The 18,317-nt window shown below is 68.3% G+C and carries 17 protein-coding genes; 8 read left to right on the top strand and 9 right to left on the bottom strand.

Annotated elements, in window-relative coordinates; translation table 11 throughout:
• Nucleotides 1-127 precede the first annotated feature (127 nt).
• The 4 genes from DMH03_RS14120 to DMH03_RS14105 form a co-directional block, all read right to left on the bottom strand.
• Nucleotides 128-1,036, bottom strand: a complete 909-nt coding sequence (locus tag DMH03_RS14120; protein ID WP_125792425.1) for a 1-acyl-sn-glycerol-3-phosphate acyltransferase — start codon at nucleotides 1,034-1,036, stop codon at nucleotides 128-130.
• Nucleotides 1,033-1,815: a GNAT family N-acetyltransferase gene (locus DMH03_RS14115; protein ID WP_125792424.1), complete on the bottom strand. Its 783-nt coding sequence runs from the start codon at nucleotides 1,813-1,815 to the stop codon at nucleotides 1,033-1,035. The genes DMH03_RS14120 and DMH03_RS14115 overlap by 4 nt, the downstream gene beginning before the upstream one ends.
• Before the next feature lie 176 nt (nucleotides 1,816-1,991).
• Nucleotides 1,992-2,951 (bottom strand): electron transfer flavoprotein subunit alpha/FixB family protein, encoded by a 960-nt coding sequence (locus DMH03_RS14110; RefSeq protein ID WP_125792423.1) that lies wholly within the window; start codon nucleotides 2,949-2,951, stop codon nucleotides 1,992-1,994.
• Nucleotides 2,952-2,977: 26 nt separating this feature from the next.
• Complete coding sequence (locus DMH03_RS14105; protein ID WP_016336566.1) at nucleotides 2,978-3,763, bottom strand: electron transfer flavoprotein subunit beta/FixA family protein; 786 nt, start codon at nucleotides 3,761-3,763, stop codon at nucleotides 2,978-2,980.
• 243 nt (nucleotides 3,764-4,006) lie between these two features.
• On the opposite strand from DMH03_RS14105, the gene DMH03_RS14100 reads away from it, so the two are divergent.
• Entirely contained in the window at nucleotides 4,007-4,858 is an 852-nt protein-coding gene (locus DMH03_RS14100) for a DegV family protein (protein ID WP_125792422.1), read from the top strand.
• On the opposite strand, the gene DMH03_RS14095 is transcribed toward DMH03_RS14100, so the two are convergent.
• The gene (locus DMH03_RS14095) at nucleotides 4,839-5,279 is read right to left on the bottom strand and encodes a hypothetical protein (RefSeq protein ID WP_125792421.1); all 441 of its coding nucleotides are present in this window, start codon (nucleotides 5,277-5,279) and stop codon (nucleotides 4,839-4,841) included. The genes DMH03_RS14100 and DMH03_RS14095 overlap by 20 nt on opposite strands.
• A gap of 135 nt (nucleotides 5,280-5,414) precedes the next feature.
• On the opposite strand from DMH03_RS14095, the gene DMH03_RS14090 reads away from it, so the two are divergent.
• The 5 genes from DMH03_RS14090 (at nucleotide 5,415) to DMH03_RS14070 (ending at nucleotide 9,769) form a co-directional block, all read left to right on the top strand.
• Nucleotides 5,415-6,188, top strand: a complete 774-nt coding sequence (locus tag DMH03_RS14090) for a class I SAM-dependent methyltransferase (RefSeq protein ID WP_125792420.1) — start codon at nucleotides 5,415-5,417, stop codon at nucleotides 6,186-6,188.
• The gene (locus DMH03_RS14085; protein ID WP_125792419.1) at nucleotides 6,185-7,696 is read left to right on the top strand and encodes a glycoside hydrolase family 57 protein; all 1,512 of its coding nucleotides are present in this window, start codon (nucleotides 6,185-6,187) and stop codon (nucleotides 7,694-7,696) included. Before DMH03_RS14090 ends, DMH03_RS14085 begins: the two co-directional genes overlap by 4 nt.
• A 14-nt stretch (nucleotides 7,697-7,710) precedes the next feature.
• Nucleotides 7,711-8,199 carry a glutathione peroxidase gene (locus DMH03_RS14080; protein WP_125792418.1) on the top strand — a complete coding sequence of 163 codons (489 nt, stop codon included), beginning with the start codon at nucleotides 7,711-7,713 and terminating at the stop codon, nucleotides 8,197-8,199.
• 281 nt (nucleotides 8,200-8,480) lie between these two features.
• On the top strand, nucleotides 8,481-9,542 hold the full coding sequence (locus DMH03_RS14075; protein ID WP_199748863.1) for a serine protease: 1,062 nt from the start codon (nucleotides 8,481-8,483) through the stop codon (nucleotides 9,540-9,542).
• Entirely contained in the window at nucleotides 9,542-9,769 is a 228-nt protein-coding gene (locus DMH03_RS14070) for a hypothetical protein (protein ID WP_125792417.1), read from the top strand. The genes DMH03_RS14075 and DMH03_RS14070 overlap by 1 nt, the downstream gene beginning before the upstream one ends.
• Here the strand turns inward: DMH03_RS14070 and DMH03_RS14065 are convergent.
• Nucleotides 9,757-11,523 carry a glycoside hydrolase family 2 protein gene (locus DMH03_RS14065; protein WP_125792416.1) on the bottom strand — a complete coding sequence of 589 codons (1,767 nt, stop codon included), beginning with the start codon at nucleotides 11,521-11,523 and terminating at the stop codon, nucleotides 9,757-9,759. The genes DMH03_RS14070 and DMH03_RS14065 overlap by 13 nt on opposite strands.
• 108 nt (nucleotides 11,524-11,631) lie before the next feature.
• Here DMH03_RS14065 and DMH03_RS14060 point away from each other — a divergent pair, with 108 nt between their 5' ends.
• Nucleotides 11,632-12,885 carry a glycosyltransferase family 4 protein gene (locus DMH03_RS14060; protein WP_125792415.1) on the top strand — a complete coding sequence of 418 codons (1,254 nt, stop codon included), beginning with the start codon at nucleotides 11,632-11,634 and terminating at the stop codon, nucleotides 12,883-12,885.
• Nucleotides 12,886-13,068: 183 nt separating this feature from the next.
• Here DMH03_RS14060 and DMH03_RS42860 read toward each other — a convergent pair whose 3' ends face one another.
• The 3 genes from DMH03_RS42860 to aceA all read right to left on the bottom strand — a co-directional run bounded on the left by DMH03_RS42860 (nucleotide 13,069) and on the right by aceA (nucleotide 16,658).
• Entirely contained in the window at nucleotides 13,069-13,200 is a 132-nt protein-coding gene (locus tag DMH03_RS42860) for a hypothetical protein (RefSeq protein ID WP_255431241.1), read from the bottom strand.
• A gap of 467 nt (nucleotides 13,201-13,667) precedes the next feature.
• Nucleotides 13,668-15,272 carry a malate synthase A gene (gene aceB, locus DMH03_RS14055; RefSeq protein WP_125792414.1) on the bottom strand — a complete coding sequence of 535 codons (1,605 nt, stop codon included), beginning with the start codon at nucleotides 15,270-15,272 and terminating at the stop codon, nucleotides 13,668-13,670.
• A 99-nt stretch (nucleotides 15,273-15,371) separates the two neighbouring features.
• On the bottom strand, nucleotides 15,372-16,658 hold the full coding sequence (aceA, locus tag DMH03_RS14050) for an isocitrate lyase (RefSeq protein ID WP_072030536.1): 1,287 nt from the start codon (nucleotides 16,656-16,658) through the stop codon (nucleotides 15,372-15,374).
• 227 nt (nucleotides 16,659-16,885) lie between these two features.
• Between aceA and DMH03_RS14045 the strand changes: the two genes are divergently transcribed.
• Complete coding sequence (locus DMH03_RS14045; RefSeq protein ID WP_125792413.1) at nucleotides 16,886-18,313, top strand: short-chain fatty acyl-CoA regulator family protein; 1,428 nt, start codon at nucleotides 16,886-16,888, stop codon at nucleotides 18,311-18,313.
• Nucleotides 18,314-18,317 lie beyond the last annotated feature (4 nt).

Genomic DNA, 18,317 nt, shown 5'->3' with positions numbered 1-18,317 from the left:
AATTTTGCAAGGAACGGTCCTTTCATTGCACGGGGGCCGCCCCACCGGCCACTGCCCCCAGCAAAGTGTCATGAAAGGGTCGTTCAGGACGAAATATGTCCTGAACGACCCTTTCATGACACTCGCGCTACGGAGAGACCGTCTCGGAAGCCGAGGGCACCGAAGGCGCGGCCGGAGCCAAGACCGGAGCCGCAACACGCCGCCGCCGCTGCACCGGGATCTGCACCCGCCCGAGCGCCGCCTGCACCGCGGATTCCGCCAGCAGGGCCAGTTCCCGCCGATCCGAAGCGCGGCCCGGCGCGATCTCCGGGCACACGTGCACCTCCAGCACCAGACCGCGCAGCGCCGCGACCCGCCGCAGTGAGGCGATGAGCGACTCCGGTCCGATGAACGCCGGCTGGGTCGTCTCCCGCCCGTCGGCGAGCCGGAAGCGCAGCGCGAGCGGCCGCACCGGGACCCCGCCGTCGATCGCGGCCTGGAAGGTCGCCGGGCGGAACCGGCCCGAACCCAGACCGCACCAGGTGGTGCCCTCCGGCGTCACGCTGACGAGTGATCCGCCGCGCATCGCGTCGGCGAGTTCGTCCATCGTCGCGGGCAGGCTGCGCAGGTTCTCCCGGTCGAGGAAGATGCTGCCGCCGCGGCGCACCAGCAGGCCGAGCACCGGCCAGGTGCCGACCTCCTTCTTGGCGAGCGCCCGCATCGGCTGGACGGCGTTGACCGCGATGATGTCCAGCCACGAGATGTGGTTGTTCACCACGAGCGCGCCGCGGCCGGGCACGGCGCGGAACCGCTCGTCGCCGAGCACGCGCAGCTTCACCCCGAACGAGCGGAGGATCCCCACGAAAAGCAGGCGCACCAACCGTTCCCGGGGCATGCCACGCAGCACGAGCACCAGCGGCGCCGACAGGAAAGCGCCGAAGATGACGCCGATCGCCGCGGTGAATCGCAGAACGCGCCGGGGGAACGCCACCGTCGGCGCCCCTTCGCTCAGGCAGCCGTCGCCGCACGGCGACTTCGGCATCCAGGCGTGAGTCATCCCTGCACTCCCAGGAAGAACTTGAGATATCGCTCGTCGACGTTGTGCAGATCCAGCAGGACGAAGAAGTCCGCGACACCGAAATCCGCGTCGAGCGCGGGCGGGCCGTAGATTTTCGCGCCGAGGCGTGTGTAGCCCTTGATGAGCGGCGGGAGGATCGCGCGGCTCGGCCGTTCGAGATCCTCGGTCCGCCAAGGGTTCAACGGCGTCACGCGCAAGGATTCGTCCGCGTAGTGCTTGGCGCGCAGGACATCCCAGACGCCCGCCGCGTACACCCCGCCGTCGGTCAGCGGCACGGAGGCGCAGCCCGCGAGGTACCGGTGTCCGGCCAGCAGCATGTAGCGCCCGATCCCCGCCCAGACGAGGCTCACCACGGCACCGCTGCGGTGGTCGGGGTGCACGCACGAGCGGCCCGTCTCGACCAGCGAGGGACGCAGCGAATCGAGCGCGGTGAGATCGAATTCGCTGTCGGAGTAAAGCTTTCCCGCCAGCGTCGCCCGATCGGGCGGCAGCATCCGGTACGTGCCCACGATCTCGCCGGTGTTGTCGTCCCGCACCACGAGGTGATCGCAGAACTCGTCGAAGTAGTCGACGTCGAGGCCGGGTTCGAGCGAATTGAGCGTCGCGCCCATTTCCTCGGCGAACACCTGATATCGAAGGCGTTGCGCGGCAACGACTTCTTCGTTCCCGTTGGCCACGAAGAGGGAGTAACGCGGCGCGTCGGCCGGGAGTTCGACACCTGCCTGGTCAGTACTGACGAGGAGCTGTGACGTCGTCATAACCAAGGTCTACCCCTCGGGGGGTACCAACGACAATGCGCCTGATGGCCGATTAGTGCACGTTCAGTTAATTGCGGGTTCTCAGGGTTCTCTCAGGCTGGAAGATCACTTTCGGATCACAGAAAAGGGGCCGCCCGGGAAAGAAATCCCGGACGGCCCCGCTTCGAACGAGGGACTCAGCCCTTGCGCTTCCGGACCTCTTCGGTCAGCTGCGGCGCGACGTTGAACAGGTCGCCCACCACACCGAAGTCGGCGATCTCGAAGATCGGCGCCTCGGCGTCCTTGTTGACCGCGATGATGGTCTTCGAGGTCTGCATACCGGCCCGGTGCTGGATCGCACCGGAGATGCCCAGCGCGATGTACAGCTGCGGCGAAACCGTCTTACCGGTCTGGCCGACCTGGAACTGCGCCGGGTAGTAGCCGGAGTCGACGGCGGCGCGGGAAGCACCGACGGCGGCACCGAGCGAGTCGGCGAGCGTCTCGACGACGTCGAACTTGTCGGCCGAGCCGACACCGCGGCCACCGGAGACGACGACCGAGGCCTCGGTCAGCTCCGGCCGGTCGCCGCCGACGATCGGCTCGACGCCGGTGATCTTGGCGGACTTCGCCGGGTCACCCGCGGGGACCTCGACGGTCTCCTCGGCTGCCGCACCTTCGGCCGGGGCGGCCTCGACCGCGCCGGGGCGGACCGAGATGACCGGGACACCCTTGGTGGACTTGGACTTCACCGAGAACGCGCCACCGAAGATGGACTGGTCCACGGTGCCGTCGCCGTTCACGCCGACGGCGTCGTACAGCAGACCGGAGCCGAGGCGGACCGCGACACGGGCGGACACCTCCTTGCCCTCGGCGGTGGCCGCGACGAGCACGGCGGCCGGGGAGGTCCGCTCCGCGAGCGCGGCGAGGACGTCCACCTTCGGGGTGACCAGGAAGCCGGTGGCGTTGTCGCCCTCGGCGACGTACACCTTGGCGGCGCCGTGCGCGGCGAGGGCTTCCTTCGCCTTGGCGGCGGTGCCGGTCGGGCCGACGACGACCGCGGACGGCTCACCCAGTTCACGAGCGGCGGTCAGCAGCTCGAGCGTGACCTTCTTGACTTCACCGTCGACGTGGTCGACGAGGACGAGTACTTCAGCCATTTCCCTATTCCTCCTCGAAACCTGTCTCAGATGAGCTTCTGCGCGACCAGGTAGGCGGCCACCTTGCTGCCGCCGTCACCCTCGTCCTCGACGCGCTCACCGGCGGTGCGCGGCGGCTTCGGGGAGGCTTCGAGCACGGACGACCAGGCGTTGCCGAGGCCGACCTCGCCGGCGTCGACGCCAAGGTCCGCGACGGTCAGCGTCTCGACCGGCTTCTTCTTCGCGGCCATGATGCCCTTGAAGGAGGGGTAGCGCGGCTCGTTGATCTTCTCGCCGACGCTCACCACCGCGGGCAGGTTCGCCTCGAGGTGCGTGACGCCGTCCTCGGTGTAGCGGTCGGCCTTGATCGAGGTGCCGTCGACGGTCAGCTCGTTCACGTGGGTCAGCTGCGGCAGGCCGAGCAGCTCGGCGATGATCGCCGGCACGGCGCCACCGCGGCCGTCGGAGGCCTCGTTACCGGTGATGACCAGGTCGAAGCCTTCGACCTTCGAGATCGCGGCGGCCAGCACCTTGGCGGTGGCGATCGCGTCGGAGCCGTGAAGGGCCTCGTCGGAGACGTGGATGGCCTTGTCGGCACCCATGGAAAGCGCCTTGCGGATCGCGTCGGTCGCGCGGTCGGGACCCACCGAGACGACGGTGACCTCGCCCTCGCCCGCTTCCTTGATCTTCAGGGCTTCTTCGACGGCCTTCTCGTTGATCTCGTCGAGCACGGCGTCGGCGGATTCGCGGTCAAGAGTGTTGTCGGCACCGGAGAGCTTGCGCTCCGAGTAGGTGTCCGGTACCTGCTTGACCAGGACAACGATGTTCGTCATGGGTCTACTTCGACCTCCCGTTAGTGGCCGGCGTCGGCCACGGGGCAACAGCTCTACTGGCCGGTAGATTAGGGCCATTTCAGCGCCGCGGCCCGCCGAGGTGACCTCATTCACCTGGATGCACGTTTTAGTGGGACCATCGTCCAGGTAATTCACCCGGAAGTGAGTGTAACCGGGCGACTAACCCGAACGGCCGTATTCCGGGGTACTCCCGGTGTGTGCGACGGGCTAACCTGCCCCACCATGCGTTCCATGCCCGGCCCCGTCGCCGTGATCACGGACTCGACCGCCTGCCTTCCCGTCCCGGTCGCCGAACGCTGGGGAATCGGCGTCGTTCAGGTCCAATTGCAGGTCGGAGAGCAGTTCGACGAAGAGAACCGCTACGACCGCGAGGAAATCATCGGCCATCTGCGGGCGGGCACGCCGGTGAAGACGGCACCGCCCGAGGTCGCCGCGTTCTTCTGGGCGTTCCAGGACGCCGCGAGCAAGGGCGCCTCGGCGATCGTCAGCATCCACATCTCGGGCCGGATGTCGGAGACGGTGAACGCCGCCCGCGAGGCCGCCCAGCAGGTGAGCGTCCCGGTCCACGTCCTCGACAGCGGGACCACCGGGATGAGCCTCGGCTTCGCGGCCACCTCGGCGGCCAAGGTCGCCGCCGCCGGCGGGCAGGCCACCCGGGTCATCGACGCCGCCGAACGCCGGTTCCGCGGCAGCCGGGAGATCCTCTACGTCGACACGCTGGAGTTCCTGCGGCGTGGCGGCCGGATCGGCGCCGCGCAGGCGTTCCTCGGTTCGGCGTTCTCGATCAAACCCCTGCTCACACTGAAGAACGGCGAGGTCGCGCAGCTGACCCGGGTGCCGGGCCAGCGACGCGCGCTCAACAAACTCGTCGACCTCGCGGTGGAATGCGCGGGCGACCGGGACGTCGAGGTGGCCATCACCAGGTTCGGCCCCGACGAACGCGACCTCGAGATCGGCGGGCGGCTGCGGGCGCGGCTGCCCCGGATGGTCGACAGCACCCTGGTCGACGCCAGCATGATCCTCGGCGCACACCTCGGCCCCGGCGCCATCGGCATCACGGTGTCGCCGGTGTAGCCCCTTCTTTGGGAATCGACACCCGCGAAGGGATCAGTGCCAGCACCACCGGGAGCACCGCGCCCAGCGCCGTCGTCGCGACGATCAGCACCTGGTCCACCGGCTCGAAATGCGAGACGTGGCCGAGGTGGTAGAGGAAGTGCGGCAGTCCGAAGAGGAAGGTCGCGAGCGCCGCGAGCCTGGCCACGGCGGTCGTCCCGATCACGGCGGCGCCGATCAGGATGGCGGCGAGCGCCAGGTTGAGGCCGCCGAAGTCGCGGATCAGGTGTTCGTTGAAGGGGCCGTCCATCGCCACCCAGCCGGTGCGGAATCCCGGGAAGTCCCGGTAGAAGCCGTCCGGGCTGAACAGCGGCCACAGCCCGACGGGCAGTTCGATGAGACCGAAGACGACGAGCAGTACGCGGGTGAATGTCCTTTGCATACCTCCTGGACTGGACAGCGCCGCGAAACGTGACACGCAGTTAGTCCTCTCGATGCGGTCCTTGCGCGTGCAAGGACCGCATCGAGAGGACTAACTGCGGAGGGGTTGGAAGTGACCGGCCGGTAGGGTCGCGGCGTGACCACCCCAGCCACCAGGGCCGAAGCGCTGCACCTCACCGGTGAACGCACCGTGCCGGGCATCGCCGAGGAAAACTACTGGTACCGCCGTCACGAGGCCGCGTACCAAAGGCTCCTGCCGCTGTGCGAAGGCAAGACCGTCCTGGAGGCCGGCTGTGGCGAGGGCTACGGCGCCGGACTCATCGCCACCGTCGCCGAGCGGGTGCTCGCGCTCGACTACGACGCCCCCACCACCGAGCACGTCGCCCGCCGCTACCCCGGCATCGGCGTGACCAGGGCGAACCTGGTGTTCCTGCCGCTACGGGACGCCTCGGTCGACGTCGTCGCCAACTTCCAGGTGATCGAGCACCTCTGGGACCAAGGTGCTTTCCTCGCCGAATGCCACCGCGTGCTCTCCCCCGGCGGACGGCTGATCGTCACCACACCCAACCGGCTGACCTTCACGCCGGACAGCGACACCCCGCTCAACCCGTTCCACACCAGGGAACTCGCACCGTCCGAATTGGACGAACTGCTGCGTGACGCCGGTTTCGAGGTCGAGACGCTGCACGGCCTCCACCACGGCGAGGGCGTCGCGAAGCTCGACGCCAAGTACGGCGGCTCGATCATCGACGCCCAGCTCGACGTCGTCATGGGGCAGCTTCCGGGGCAGGCGACCTGGCCCGCGGAACTGCTCGCCGACGTCGAAGCCATCCAGGCCGCGGATTTCGACGTCCACGGTGAGGACCTCGACGCCAGCCTCGACCTCGTCGCCGTGGCGGTGCGCCGATGACCGAATACGAGGGCACGTTCTGCCTCGTCGTGCACAGCCATCTGCCGTGGCTGCCGCACCACGGTTCCTGGCCGGTCGGCGAAGAATGGCTCTACCAGGCGTGGGCGCATTCCTACCTGCCGATGGTCGATCTCCTGCGCCGCTTCGCCGACGAGGGCCGCGAAGACGTCCTCACGCTCGGCATGACGCCGATCCTCGCCGCCCAGCTAGACGACCCGTACTGCATCGACGCCTTCCACGACTGGCTCGGGCATTGGCAGCTGCGCGCCTGGCACGCGTCCACGCTCTGGCGTGGCGACCCACTGCTGCGCGACCTCGCGGCGAGCGAGTACCGGACCGCCACCAAGGCGTCGGAAGAACTCGAAACCCAATGGCGTCACGGTTTCTCTCCGATTCTCCGGTCCTTTGTGGACAACCGGACGATCGAACTGCTCGGCGGCCCGCTGGCGCATCCGTTCCAGCCGCTGCTCGACCCGGCCGTCCGCGACTTCATGCTGCGCGGCGGCCTCGCCGACACCGCACTGCGGATCGGACGGCGTCCCGAAGGCATTTGGGCACCTGAGTGCGGTTACGAACCCGGCATGGAAGCCGGTTACACCGCCGCGGGTGTCCAGCGCTTCATGGTCGACGGCCCGTCCCTGCACGGCGACACGTCGGCGGCGCGGACCGTCGGCGATTCCGACGTCGTCTGCTTCGGCCGCGATCTCGAAGTCACGTACCGCGTCTGGTCGCCGAAGGCCGGCTACCCCGGCCACGCCGCCTATCGCGATTTCCACACCTGGGCACACGAAGTCGGCCTCAAGCCGTCCAGGGTGACCGGCAAGACCGTCGAGCCGCCGGACAAGGCGCCGTACGACCCGGCGATGGCGGCGGCCACCCTCGGCGGCCACGTCCAGGACTTCGTCGACACCGTCGTCGCCCGGTTGCGCTCACTCAAGGCCGAGCACGGCCGCGAATCGCTCGTCGTCGCCGCGTACGACACCGAACTGTTCGGGCATTGGTGGCACGAGGGCCCCGCCTGGCTCGAAGGAGTCCTGCGCGCGCTGCCCGAGGCGGGCGTCCGCGTCACCACGCTCAAGGGCGCGCTCGAAGCCGGCCACCTCGGCGGGAAGGTCGACCTCCCGGCGTCGTCGTGGGGATCGGGCAAGGATTGGCGGGTCTGGGACGGCGAGCAGGTCGCCGACATGGTGCGGGACAACACCGCGCTGCAGCACCGGATGCTCGACCTGGTCACCGGGATGGACACGACGACGCGGGACGCCGTCCGCGATCAGGCCGTCGCCGAAGCGATGCTGGCGCTTTCGAGCGACTGGGCGTTCATGGTCACCAAGGATTCCGCCGCCGACTACGCGCGGCGGCGGGCGAAAGTGCACACCGAACGGTTCGACACGCTCGCCGGACTGCTCCGCGAGGGAGCGCTCGACCGCGCGCGGGAGACCGCGGCCGCTTTCCGGCGCGACGACGGACCCTTCGGCCATGTCGACGCGCGTGACCTGCTGAGGAAATGACGAAAGGGGCAACCATGGGTATCCACGACATCCCGCTGAAGACGCTCGCGGGCGAGGACACCACGCTCGGCGCGCTCGAAGGCAAGACGCTGCTGGTGGTGAACGTGGCGTCGAAATGCGGGCTGACGCCGCAGTACACCGGGCTGGAGAAGCTGCAGGAACGCTACGCGGACAAGGGTTTCTCCGTCGTCGGGTTCCCGTGCAACCAGTTCGCCGGGCAGGAGCCGGGCACCGCCGAGGAGATCCAGACCTTCTGCTCGACGACGTACGGCGTTTCGTTCCCGCTGTTCGAAAAGCTGGACGTGAACGGCGAAACCCGTCACCCGCTCTACGCCGAACTGACCAAGGCTGCCGACGCGGAAGGCGCCGGCGGCGACGTGCAGTGGAACTTCGAGAAGTTCCTCGTCGCCCCGTCCGGTGAAGTGGTGGGACGTTTCCGCCCGCGCACCGAACCCGAAGACGACACGATCACCAAGGCGATCGAGGCGACCGTCGGCGCCTGAATCACGCTTTTCCCGGCAACGGGCGGTTCACCGGAATGATCCGGTGAACCGCCCGTTTCTTTTTCCGCGAAAGAAGGGACCAAAGTCCCTAAAATGCGACGTCGCTTCGCGCGATGTCCGGTGGGTCGATCACAAACCCTTGCCCTACAAGGAAAACCCTGCCGTTCCACAGTGAACCGGTCTACCCGATTGCCCTATGGCGCCACCACGGGCACCGGAGAAGACTCGCACGTCGGGACTCCCTGCAAGCCATCCGAAAATAGCGGGAAAGTGTGGCCGACGTGATCGAAAACAATATGATCCCGGATGAATTCCTCTCACTGGCGAGCGTACAAGCGGCCGAGCAGGACGCACTGCTCGCGAGACAGAACGTCGTGGGTGTCGCGCTCGGCACCAAATGGTCGGGCGGGCAGGACACCGGCGAGAAGGTGATCACGGTCCTGGTCGACACGAAGATGCCTCTCGAGATGCTCCGCGAGGACGACCTCGTCCCGGCGACGCTGGCCGGAGTGCACACCGACGTCCAGGAAGTCGGCGTCCTGCAAGCGGGCCGGAGCATCGCACCGTCGAAGGCGAACGGTGCCGCCACGATGCTCGACGAGCCGCCTGCTCCGACGCTCGCCCGCCCCGACGAACTTGCCCGCGAGCAGGTCGGCCCGTTCACGCTGGCCAAACGGTTCCGCCCGGCGTTCGGCGGGCTGAGCGTCGGCCACTTCAAGATCACCGCCGGCACCTACGGCACCGCCGTCTACGACGCCACCGCGTTGCCGGGGAAGCCGCCGAGGTACTACATCCTGAGCAACAACCACGTGCTGGCGAACTCGAACGCCGCCGCCATCGGCGACCCGATCCTGCAGCCCGGCCCGTTCGACGGCGGCGTCGTCCCCACCGACGTCATCGCCAGGCTGAGCCGGTTCGTGCCGATCAAGTTCATCCAGCCGGGGCAGCCGGTGCCGTTGAACTTCGTCGACGCCGCGATCGCCGAAGGCCAGTTCCACGACCTCGACCGGCGGATCTTCTGGGTCGGCGACCTCAAGGGCACCAACGTGGCGCCCGCGGTCGGCACGTTGGTGCAGAAGACCGGCCGGACCACGAACTGGACGACCGGCCGGATCACGAACATCAACGCCACCGTCGACGTGAACTACGGCGGCGGCCGGGTGGCCCGGTTCGCGCAGCAGCTGCTGACCACCGACATGTCGGCCGGTGGCGACTCGGGCAGCATCGTGGCGGACCTGAACGAGAACGCCGTCGGCCTGCTGTTCGCGGGGTCACCGGTGGTCACCGTGATCAACCGGATCACGCTGGTCGAAGCGTCGCTCGGGATCAGGGTGCATCCGTAGTGACCGACGAAGCTCCGGATGTCGACGCCGCGCTCGTCTCGGCGTCACGCTGGCTCGACGACGTACCGGGAGTGGTCGGCGTCGGACAGGGCGAGGCCGAGGGGACACCCACGATCGACGTGTGGATGACCCCCGGCCACGACCACGGGCAGCTGCCTTCTCAGCTGCTCGGGGTGCCCGTCCGGGTCCGGGACCCGGGCGGGCCGGTGGAGGCTCAGCCGGACTGACCCGCCGCGATGACCGCGCGGTTGCGGGCGGCCACGGTCGCGAGATCGGCCTTCAGCACCCGCCTGTCATAGGTGAGCAGGCCGTTGACCTCGTTTTCGACGTCGGTGGTCTGGGTGTAGATCGCGCCGGAGAGCCCGGTTTCGGGGATGAACCGTTCGAGGCGCTCGCTGACCTCGGCATAGCGTTCCGTGAGCTGTGCCGAGGTCAGCGTCATCTCGTAGGCCTGCGGCTCCCCCGGCCAGCGATGCTCGTCGAGGACAAGGCCGAGGCCGCCGTACTCGCCGTCGACGATCACCCGGTGGTCCTTCACAGCGGGTTTCCCCGGCCCCACATAGGTGTGGTCGTCGTAGACGTCGCCGGCACCGGCGTCCGGCCGCGAGAAACAGCAGTTCACGCCACTGTTCGAGACGACGAGCCTGGTCGGGTCGAGGCGTTTCACCAGTTCCGCGACGCGCGCGGTGTCGAACTCGCCCCAGCCCTCGTTGAACGGCACCCAGCCGACGATCGAGGACACCCCGCGCAGCTGCTCCACCATCTCGGTCAGCTCCGCTTCGAACCGCGCCTTCGCCTCCGGCACCGGATCGGGCGCCGTCCCGGGCGGACCGTCGAAGGAGACGGTGAGCGACGGCATGTCCTGCCAGACCAGCAGGCCCAGCCTGTCCGCCCAGGAATACCAGCGCTCCGGCTCGACCTTGACGTGCTTGCGGACGAAGTTGAAGCCGAGCTCCTTGGTCTTCTCCAGGTCGAACCGCAACGCCTCGTCGGTGGGCGCGGTGTAGACGCCGTCCGGCCAGTAGCCCTGGTCGAGTGGGCCGTGCAGGAAGGTGATCCGGCCGTTGAGCGCGATCCGCGGCCTGCCTTCGGCGTCGGTGACCGTCCCGATCGTGCGGAGCCCGGTGTAGGACTCGACGGCGTCGAGCACGTTGCCGCTCTCGTCGAGCAAGCGGACTTCGAGGTCGTAGAGATACGGATCGTCCGGCGTCCACAGACGCGGCGAAGGCACCTCCGCGCGCAACCGCCGTCCCACTTCCCCCAGGACGCGTGCCACCTCCGCGCCACCGGGCTCACTGACGATCGCTTCCACCTGGGCGCCGCCTGTGACCTTGGGCACAACCGTCACCCCGTCGAGGTCCGGCGTCACCTGGAGATCCCGGACGTACGCGGACGGCACCGGCTCCAGCCAGACGGTCTGCCAGATGCCGGAAGCGGCGGTGTAGAAGATCCCTTTCGCGTCGTTCCGCTGCTTGCCGACGGTGTGCGTCGAGGCGTCGGTCCGGTCCGTCGCGCGGACGGTCAGTTCCTGCGATCCCGACGGGCGCAGCACGTCGGTGATGTCCGCGCTGAACGCCGTGTACCCGCCTTCGTGGACGGCGACCTGCTGGTTGTTGACCCAGACCGTCGCGGACTGGTCGACGGCGCCGAAATGGAGCAGCACCCGCTGACCGTCCCATTCGGACGGGACCCGGAACACCTTGCGGTACCACAGGGTTTCGTCGCGCCGCCCGATACCGGAGAGCGCCGACTCCGGCGGGTACGGCACCAGGATCCGCTCGCCGTATCCGCTCCCGCCGGGCGAGCCGCTGCCCGCGTACTCCCATACTCCGTTGAGGTTCAGCCAGCGCCGCCGGACCAGCCGCGGGCGCGGGTACTCCGGCAGCGCGTTGCCGGGTCCGACCTGCGCGGACCACGGGGTCGACAGCACCGGTTCGACGGATTCGAAGGCCGGTTCGGCCGCGTTCACCGAGGACGTCATCAACCCGATGGTGGCAAAGATCGCCGCCCCTGTCGTCCGCCATCGGCTTCACCTGTGGGGGTGATCGCCCCGTCCCGGTGGCGACCGACTCACGAGTAACCTCCACCCATGCGCGTGCTGATGTTGTCGTGGGAGTACCCACCCGTGGTCGTCGGCGGACTCGCACGGCACGTCCACGCCCTGGCCAGACACCTCGCCGGGCAGGGGCACGACGTGGTCGTCCTGTGCCGTCACACGGCGGGCACCGACGCCGAGACCCATCCGAGGACCGATCGCGTGGTCGAAGGCGTCCGGATCATCCGGGTCGCCGAAGACCCGATGCACGTGACCTTCGAACGGGACCTCGTCGCGTGGACGCTGGCCATGGGGCACGCGATGGTCCGCGCCGCCACCGACCTGCTGCGCACCTGGCAGCCGGACGTCGTCCACGCGCACGACTGGCTGGTCACCCATCCCGCGATCGCGATCGCGGAGGCCGCGCGGGTGCCGCTGGTCGGCACGATCCACGCCACCGAGGCCGGACGGCACTCCGGCTGGCTCTCGCATCCGCTGAACCAGCAGGTTCACTCGGTCGAATGGTGGCTCGCGAACCGCTCGGACGCGCTGATCACCTGCTCGCAGGCCATGCGCCGCGAGGTGGCGCAGCTGTTCGAGGTCGACGGCGACGCGGTCACCGTGATCCACAACGGCATCGAGGAACGCACCTGGCAGGTGCCCGCGGACGAGGTCGCGCACGCTCGCGAGGTCTACAGCCCCTCCGGGGCGCCGCTGCTGCTCTACTTCGGCCGGCTGGAATGGGAGAAGGGCGTGCAGGACCTGCTCGCCGCGCTCCCCCGGATCCGCCGCGCCAAACCGGGGACACGGCTGGTCATCGCCGGCAAGGGACGGCATCTGGAGGAACTGGTCGATCAGGCACGCAAACTGCGCGTGCGCCGCGCGGTGGACTTCGTCGGGCATCTCTCCGACCGCGAACTGCGCGCCGTGCTGGCCGCGGCCGACGCGGTCGTGCTGCCCAGCCGGTACGAACCGTTCGGGATCGTCGCGCTGGAAGCGGCCGCCGCGAAGGCGCCGTTGGTCGCTTCGACCGCCGGAGGACTCGGCGAGGTCGTCGTCGACGGCGAGACCGGCCTGGCGTTCAGCCCCGGCGACGTCGACGCCCTCGGGGACGCCGTCGAAGCTGTGCTGGACGACGAGGTCGCCGCGGCGCGGCGGGCACTGACCGCGCAGTCGCGCCTGGCCGCGGACTTCGACTGGGGCCGCATCGCCGAAGCGACCGCCGCCGTCTACCGGCGGGCCCGCGTCGCGGAGCCCGTGGAACTGGGGCGCCCGAAGATCGCGACGGGCAACGCCTTCGAACCCTGATCCGCCTGGCCCGGATGTCATGAAAGGGTCGTTCAGGACATTTTTCGTCCTGAACGACCCTTTCATGACACTTAGGAGTGGGGCGGAGGGAAGACCCGGATGTCGGGGAACCCGGGTCCGCCCTCCACGAGCGTCGCGGGTCGCGAGGGGCGCGACCCCCGTGTCTGCTCTAGGTGACGAAGATCAGAAGTGGCAGGGCCGCACACAGTCCGGCTGCACCGAAACCCCGGCCGAAGCGGACACCGCCGGGGCGGCGAGGGCGACGGCGAGGACGGCGAAAGTCGCGGCCAAGAGGGTCCTCAACTGCTTCTTCATGGTGGCTCCTCGGGGGAACGGGCGGAATTCCCACCCGGCGCCGAGCATCCGCGCGCCCCGCCGCCGAAACAACGGGGGCTTCAGTAGGTACCCCTACCTATTCGCGGTCCGTGACCGATTCGTCCGGTCCCGTGAGTGTGATCAGAGCCGTATCACGCGTGTCTGAAGCCGTAACTCACGTGATTGGAGCCGGATCATCGTGTTACGCCTCCAATCACGCGAGTTACGCCTTCAATCACGCGAGTTCGGCAGAAGAAAGCCGCGGAGACCCCGCCCAACCACGGTGTGGGAGGTGAGCGGGGTCTCCGCGGCGAGGCGCACGCCCGACAGGCGCTACCGGAGGGGCGCGCGCGTGAAGCGGGTCCGGTGGCGGGGAGCCTCCGCCACCGGACCCGTTGGGCCACACCGTCCCAAACCGGTGTGGAACCCGGCCGCCCCGCGTCAGGTAGGGGCGGCCGGAGCCTGCGTCACCGCGCGGTCAGGTACCGCGCGTACGCGCCGGTGGTGAGGAAGCTCGGCAGCTTCTCGCCCAGCGCGGTCTCGGTGAAGATCTCGTAGGCGTCGCCGAGGCGGTTGCCTTCGCCGAGTTCTGTGCGCACCGACGCCAGCTCTTCGTCCAAATAGGACACGGCGAGTTCGTGGGTGAGCGCGGTGCCGTCTTCGAGCTTCGTGCCGTTGCGAATCCACTGCCACACCTGGCAGCGGGCGATCTCGGCGGTGGCGGCGTCCTCCATCAGGTTGTGGATCGCCGCCGCGCCGGTGCCGCGCAGCCACGCGTCGATGTAGCGCAGCGCGACGTTGATGTTGGCGCGGACACCCGCTTCGGTGACCTCGCCGCCGGCACTGGCGACGTCGAGCAGATCCTCGGCAGTGACGACGACGTCCTCACGGAGCTTGCCGAGCTGGTTGGGCCAGCCGCCGAGCACGCCGTCGAACACCTCGCGGCAGACCGGGACGAGGCCGGGGTGCGCGACCCACGAGCCGTCGAAGCCGTCGTTCGCCTCGCGTTCCTTGTCCTGGCGGACCTTTTCGAGCGCGGTCGCGTTGATCTCCGGGTCCTTGCTCGGGATGAACGCGGCCATGCCGCCGATGGCGTGCGCCCCGCGCTTGTGGCAGGTGCGCACCAGCAGTTCGGTATAGGCCCGCATGAACGGGACGGTCATCGTCACCTGTGCGCGGTCCGGCAGCACGAAGTCCGCGCCGTGCGAGGAGAAGTTCTTGATGACGCTGAAGATGTAGTCCCAGCGGCCGGCGTTCAGCCCGGAGACGTGCTCACGCAGTTCGTAGAGGATCTCCTCCATCTCGAACGCGGCGGTGATCGTCTCGATCAGCACGGTGGCCCGGACGGAGCCGCGCGGGATGCCGAGTTCCCGTTGCGCCAGCAGGAAGACGTCGTTCCACAGCCGCGCTTCGAGGTGGTTCTCCAGCTTCGGCAGGTAGAAGTACGGGCCGCTGCCACGGGCCAGCAGCTGGCGCGCGTTGTGGAAGAAGTAGAGGCCGAAGTCGACCAGGCTCGCCGAAACCGGGCGGCCGTCGATGCGGATGTGCTTCTCCACCAGGTGCCAGCCGCGGGGGCGGGCGACGATCGTCGCGGGCTCGTCGCCGATCGTGTAGCGCTTGCCGGCCTCGGTGGTGAAGTCGATGTTGCGGCGGATCGCGTCGAACAGGTTGATCTGGCCGTCGATGACGTTGTGCCAGGTCGGCGAGGTCGCGTCCTCGAAGTCGGCGAGCCAGACCTTCGCGCCGGAGTTCAGCGCGTTGACCGTCATCTTGCGGTCGGTCGGGCCGGTGATCTCGACGCGGCGGTCTTCGAGACCGGGCGCGGCCGGGGCGACCGACCAGCTGCTGTCGTCGCGGACGGAATGCGTCTCGGGCAGGAAGCCCAGCGGCTCCTCGCCGGACTGGAGCTTCTCGCGGCGCAGACGGCGGGCGTCGAGCAGCTCGCGGCGGCGCCCGGCGAACGCGTTGTCCAGTTTGGCCACGAAGTCCAGCGCGGCCGGGGTGAGGATCTCGTCGAACCGGTCACCGGCAGGTCCGCAGACGTCGATCCGGTAGTTCAGCTTCTCAACCATGGTGTGCCTCCGCTGGGCTTCGCGAGGGGATAGAAGGGGGGCGGTGGCGGTCTCCCCTGGGAGTCGAGAGACCGCCACCTGGCACCTAATTGCGGGTGATCAGAACTGCTCGGCCTCGGTGGAGCCGGCGAGCGCGGTGGTCGAGCTCTCCGGGTTCAGCGCGGTCGCGACGTTGTCGAACCAGCCGGTGCCGACCTCGCGCTGGTGCTTCGTGGCGGTGTAGCCGCGGTCCTCCGAAGCGAACTCGCGCTCCTGCAGGTCGACGTAGGCGGTCATGCCTTCACGGGCGTAACCGTGCGCCAGGTCGAACATCGAGTAGTTCAGGGCGTGGAAGCCTGCCAGGGTGATGAACTGGAACTTGTAGCCCATGTGGCCGAGTTCGCGCTGGAACTTCGCGATCGTCGCGTCGTCCAGGTGCTTCTTCCAGTTGAACGACGGCGAGCAGTTGTAGGCCAGCATCTGGTCCGGATACTTCGCCTTGATCGCCTCGGCGAACTGGCGGGCGACCTCGAGGTCCGGCTTGGAGGTCTCCATCCACAGCAGGTCGGCGTACTCGGCGTAGGCGAGACCGCGGTCGATGCAGGGGTCGATACCGTTGGTGACGTTGTAGAAGCCCTCGGCGGTGCGCTCGCCGGTGACGTACTTGCGGTCACGCTCGTCGACGTCGCTGGTGATCAGCGTGGCGGCCTGGGCGTCGGTGCGGGCGACGATCAGCGACGGCACGTTCAGCACGTCCGCGGCGAGGCGGGCGGCGTTCAGCGTGCGCTCGTGCTGCTTGGTCGGGATGAGCACCTTGCCACCGAGGTGACCACACTTCTTCTCGGAAGCGAGCTGGTCCTCCCAGTGCACACCCGCGGCACCGGCGGCGATCATGCCCTTCATCAGCTCGAAGGCGTTGAGCGGGCCACCGAAGCCGGCCTCGGCGTCGGCGACGATCGGGGCGTACCAGTCGATGTCGGTGTTGCCCTCGGCCCAGTTGATCTGGTCGGCGCGGCCCAGCGCGTTGTTGATGCGGCGGACGACGGCAGGCACCGAGTTGGCCGGGTAGAGGCTCTGGTCCGGGTAGGTCTGGCCGGAGAGGTTGGCGTCGGCGGCGACCTGCCAGCCCGACAGGTAGATGGCCTTGAGGCCGGCGCGGACCTGCTGCACCGCCTGGTTACCGGTCAGTGCGCCCAGCGAGTGGACGTAGTCCTCGTTGTGCAGGAGGTCCCAAAGCTTCTCGGCGCCGCGGCGAGCGAGCGTGTGCTCCTCGACCACGCTGCCGCGCAGCTTGACCACGTCAGCCGCGGAGTACGAACGCTTCACGCCCGCCCAGCGGGGGTCGGTCTCCCACTGCTTGGCCAGTTCGGCGGCCGCCTGCTCCAGCTGCTGCGCGTGCTGAGTCATCGGATTCTCCCGTGTTGCGAAGTTTGCGAGTGATCGCCTTTCCTGACCTGACCCTGACATGACAGGGGAAACCCGATCCAGGCCTCCAATTTGCCAATTTCTGCGAAGCTTCCGTAGCATCTTGCAAAGATTGCGAATCGCAGGTTCGCAAGTACCGGCAAAATCCACGGGCTTGACCGTTCACTGAATCGTTCAGGCCCGGAAACCTTGCGGACAGAGAGGCCTCAGTGGACAAAACCTTCGCCGGAGCGAAGCTGCGGCATCTGCGCGAAAGCCGGTCGATGAGCCAGGCCGACCTGGCTCGTGTGCTGGAGATCTCACCCAGTTATCTCAATCAGATCGAGCACAACTCGCGTCCGCTGACCGTCCCGGTGCTCCTTCGCATCACGCAAGCGTTCGGAGTGGACACCGAGTTCTTCGCGAACAACGACACCGCGCGGCTGGTGGCGGATGTCAAAGAGGCACTGCTCGACGAGGTACTCGGGGTGGACGTCACCACCAGCGAGCTGAACGACCTCGCCACGAACCTGCCGACGATCGCCCAGGCCCTGGTCAAACTGCATCGCAGCTATCGCAACTCGGTCGAGAACACCGCCGTGCTGACCACGGAAAACGGGCTGGGCATGCACGGCAGCGCGGCAGGCTCGTTGCCGCACGAAGAGGTCCGCGACTTCTTCTACGAGCGGGAGAACTACGTCGCCGAGCTGGACGAACGCGCCGAACGGATGGCCCACGACATCCCCCTGCAGCGTGGCCAGGTGCTCGCGGCGCTGAAGGAGACCCTGACCCAGCGCTACGGCGTCGACGTCACGAACGAAGGCATCGACGAGTCCAACGGCGAACAGCACCGGTACGAACCCGGGCCGCGCGTGCTGCGGCTGGCGCCGAGCCTGCGCGTCGGGCAGCAGGCGTTCCGGATGGCTTCGCAGATCGCGCTGCTGGAATACGACGACCTGATCACCGAACTCGCCGATTCGTGGGCGTTCTCCGGCCCCGCCGCGCGTTCGCTGGCCAGGGTCGGGCTCGCGAACTACTTCGCGGGCGCGCTGATCCTCCCCTATGGACCGTTCCTGGCATGCGCGGAACGGTTCCGCTACGACATCGAGCGGCTCTGCGACCACTTCGGCGTGGGTTTCGAGACGGTCTGTCACCGGCTCTCGACGTTGCAGCGCCCCAAGAACCGCGGCGTGCCGTTCTCGTTCGTCCGGGTCGACCGGGCGGGAAACATGTCGAAACGCCAGTCCGCGGCCGGTTTCCACTTCTCCCGCGTCGGCGGCGCGTGTCCACTGTGGAACATCTACGAGGCGTTCACCCAGCCCGGCAAGATCCTCACCCAGATCGCCACCCTGCCCGACGGCAAGAGCTACTTCTGGGTCGCGCGGACGGTGTCGCGCAACATCGGCGGCTACGGCAGCCCCGGCAAGACGTTCACCGTCGGCCTCGGCTGCGAACTGCGGCACGCGAAACGGCTCATCTATTCGACCGGGCTCGATCTCGACGACCGCGCCGCGGCCACCCCGATCGGGATGGGGTGCAAAGTCTGCGAACGACCGGCCTGCTCGCAGCGCGCGTTCCCCACGATCGGCAAACAGCTGACCGTGGACGAGAACACCAGCACCTTCGTCCCGTACCCGGCGGTGCCGAAGGCGCCTTGAGCCC

This window comes from Amycolatopsis sp. WAC 01376 (assembly GCF_003947415.1).
Taxonomy (GTDB): domain Bacteria; phylum Actinomycetota; class Actinomycetes; order Mycobacteriales; family Pseudonocardiaceae; genus Amycolatopsis.
The sequence above is the reverse complement of the archived record's forward strand: the minus strand, read 5'-3'. Positions and strand labels throughout refer to the sequence as shown.

What these genes read in the sequence shown, in the direction of transcription:
- aceB (WP_125792414.1), bottom strand. Translation starts at nt 15,272, where the DNA reads ATGGTTGAGAAGCTGAACTACCGGATCGACGTCTGCGGACCTGCCGGT.
- DMH03_RS14080 (WP_125792418.1), top strand. Translation starts at nt 7,711, where the DNA reads ATGGGTATCCACGACATCCCGCTGAAGACGCTCGCGGGCGAGGACACC.
- DMH03_RS14120 (WP_125792425.1), bottom strand. Translation starts at nt 1,036, where the DNA reads ATGACTCACGCCTGGATGCCGAAGTCGCCGTGCGGCGACGGCTGCCTG.
- DMH03_RS14100 (WP_125792422.1), top strand. Translation starts at nt 4,007, where the DNA reads ATGCGTTCCATGCCCGGCCCCGTCGCCGTGATCACGGACTCGACCGCC.
- DMH03_RS14105 (WP_016336566.1), bottom strand. Translation starts at nt 3,763, where the DNA reads ATGACGAACATCGTTGTCCTGGTCAAGCAGGTACCGGACACCTACTCG.
- DMH03_RS14085 (WP_125792419.1), top strand. Translation starts at nt 6,185, where the DNA reads ATGACCGAATACGAGGGCACGTTCTGCCTCGTCGTGCACAGCCATCTG.
- DMH03_RS14095 (WP_125792421.1), bottom strand. Translation starts at nt 5,279, where the DNA reads ATGCAAAGGACATTCACCCGCGTACTGCTCGTCGTCTTCGGTCTCATC.
- DMH03_RS14065 (WP_125792416.1), bottom strand. Translation starts at nt 11,523, where the DNA reads ATGACGTCCTCGGTGAACGCGGCCGAACCGGCCTTCGAATCCGTCGAA.
- DMH03_RS14115 (WP_125792424.1), bottom strand. Translation starts at nt 1,815, where the DNA reads ATGACGACGTCACAGCTCCTCGTCAGTACTGACCAGGCAGGTGTCGAA.
- DMH03_RS42860 (WP_255431241.1), bottom strand. Translation starts at nt 13,200, where the DNA reads ATGAAGAAGCAGTTGAGGACCCTCTTGGCCGCGACTTTCGCCGTCCTC.
- DMH03_RS14060 (WP_125792415.1), top strand. Translation starts at nt 11,632, where the DNA reads ATGCGCGTGCTGATGTTGTCGTGGGAGTACCCACCCGTGGTCGTCGGC.
- DMH03_RS14110 (WP_125792423.1), bottom strand. Translation starts at nt 2,951, where the DNA reads ATGGCTGAAGTACTCGTCCTCGTCGACCACGTCGACGGTGAAGTCAAG.
- aceA (WP_072030536.1), bottom strand. Translation starts at nt 16,658, where the DNA reads ATGACTCAGCACGCGCAGCAGCTGGAGCAGGCGGCCGCCGAACTGGCC.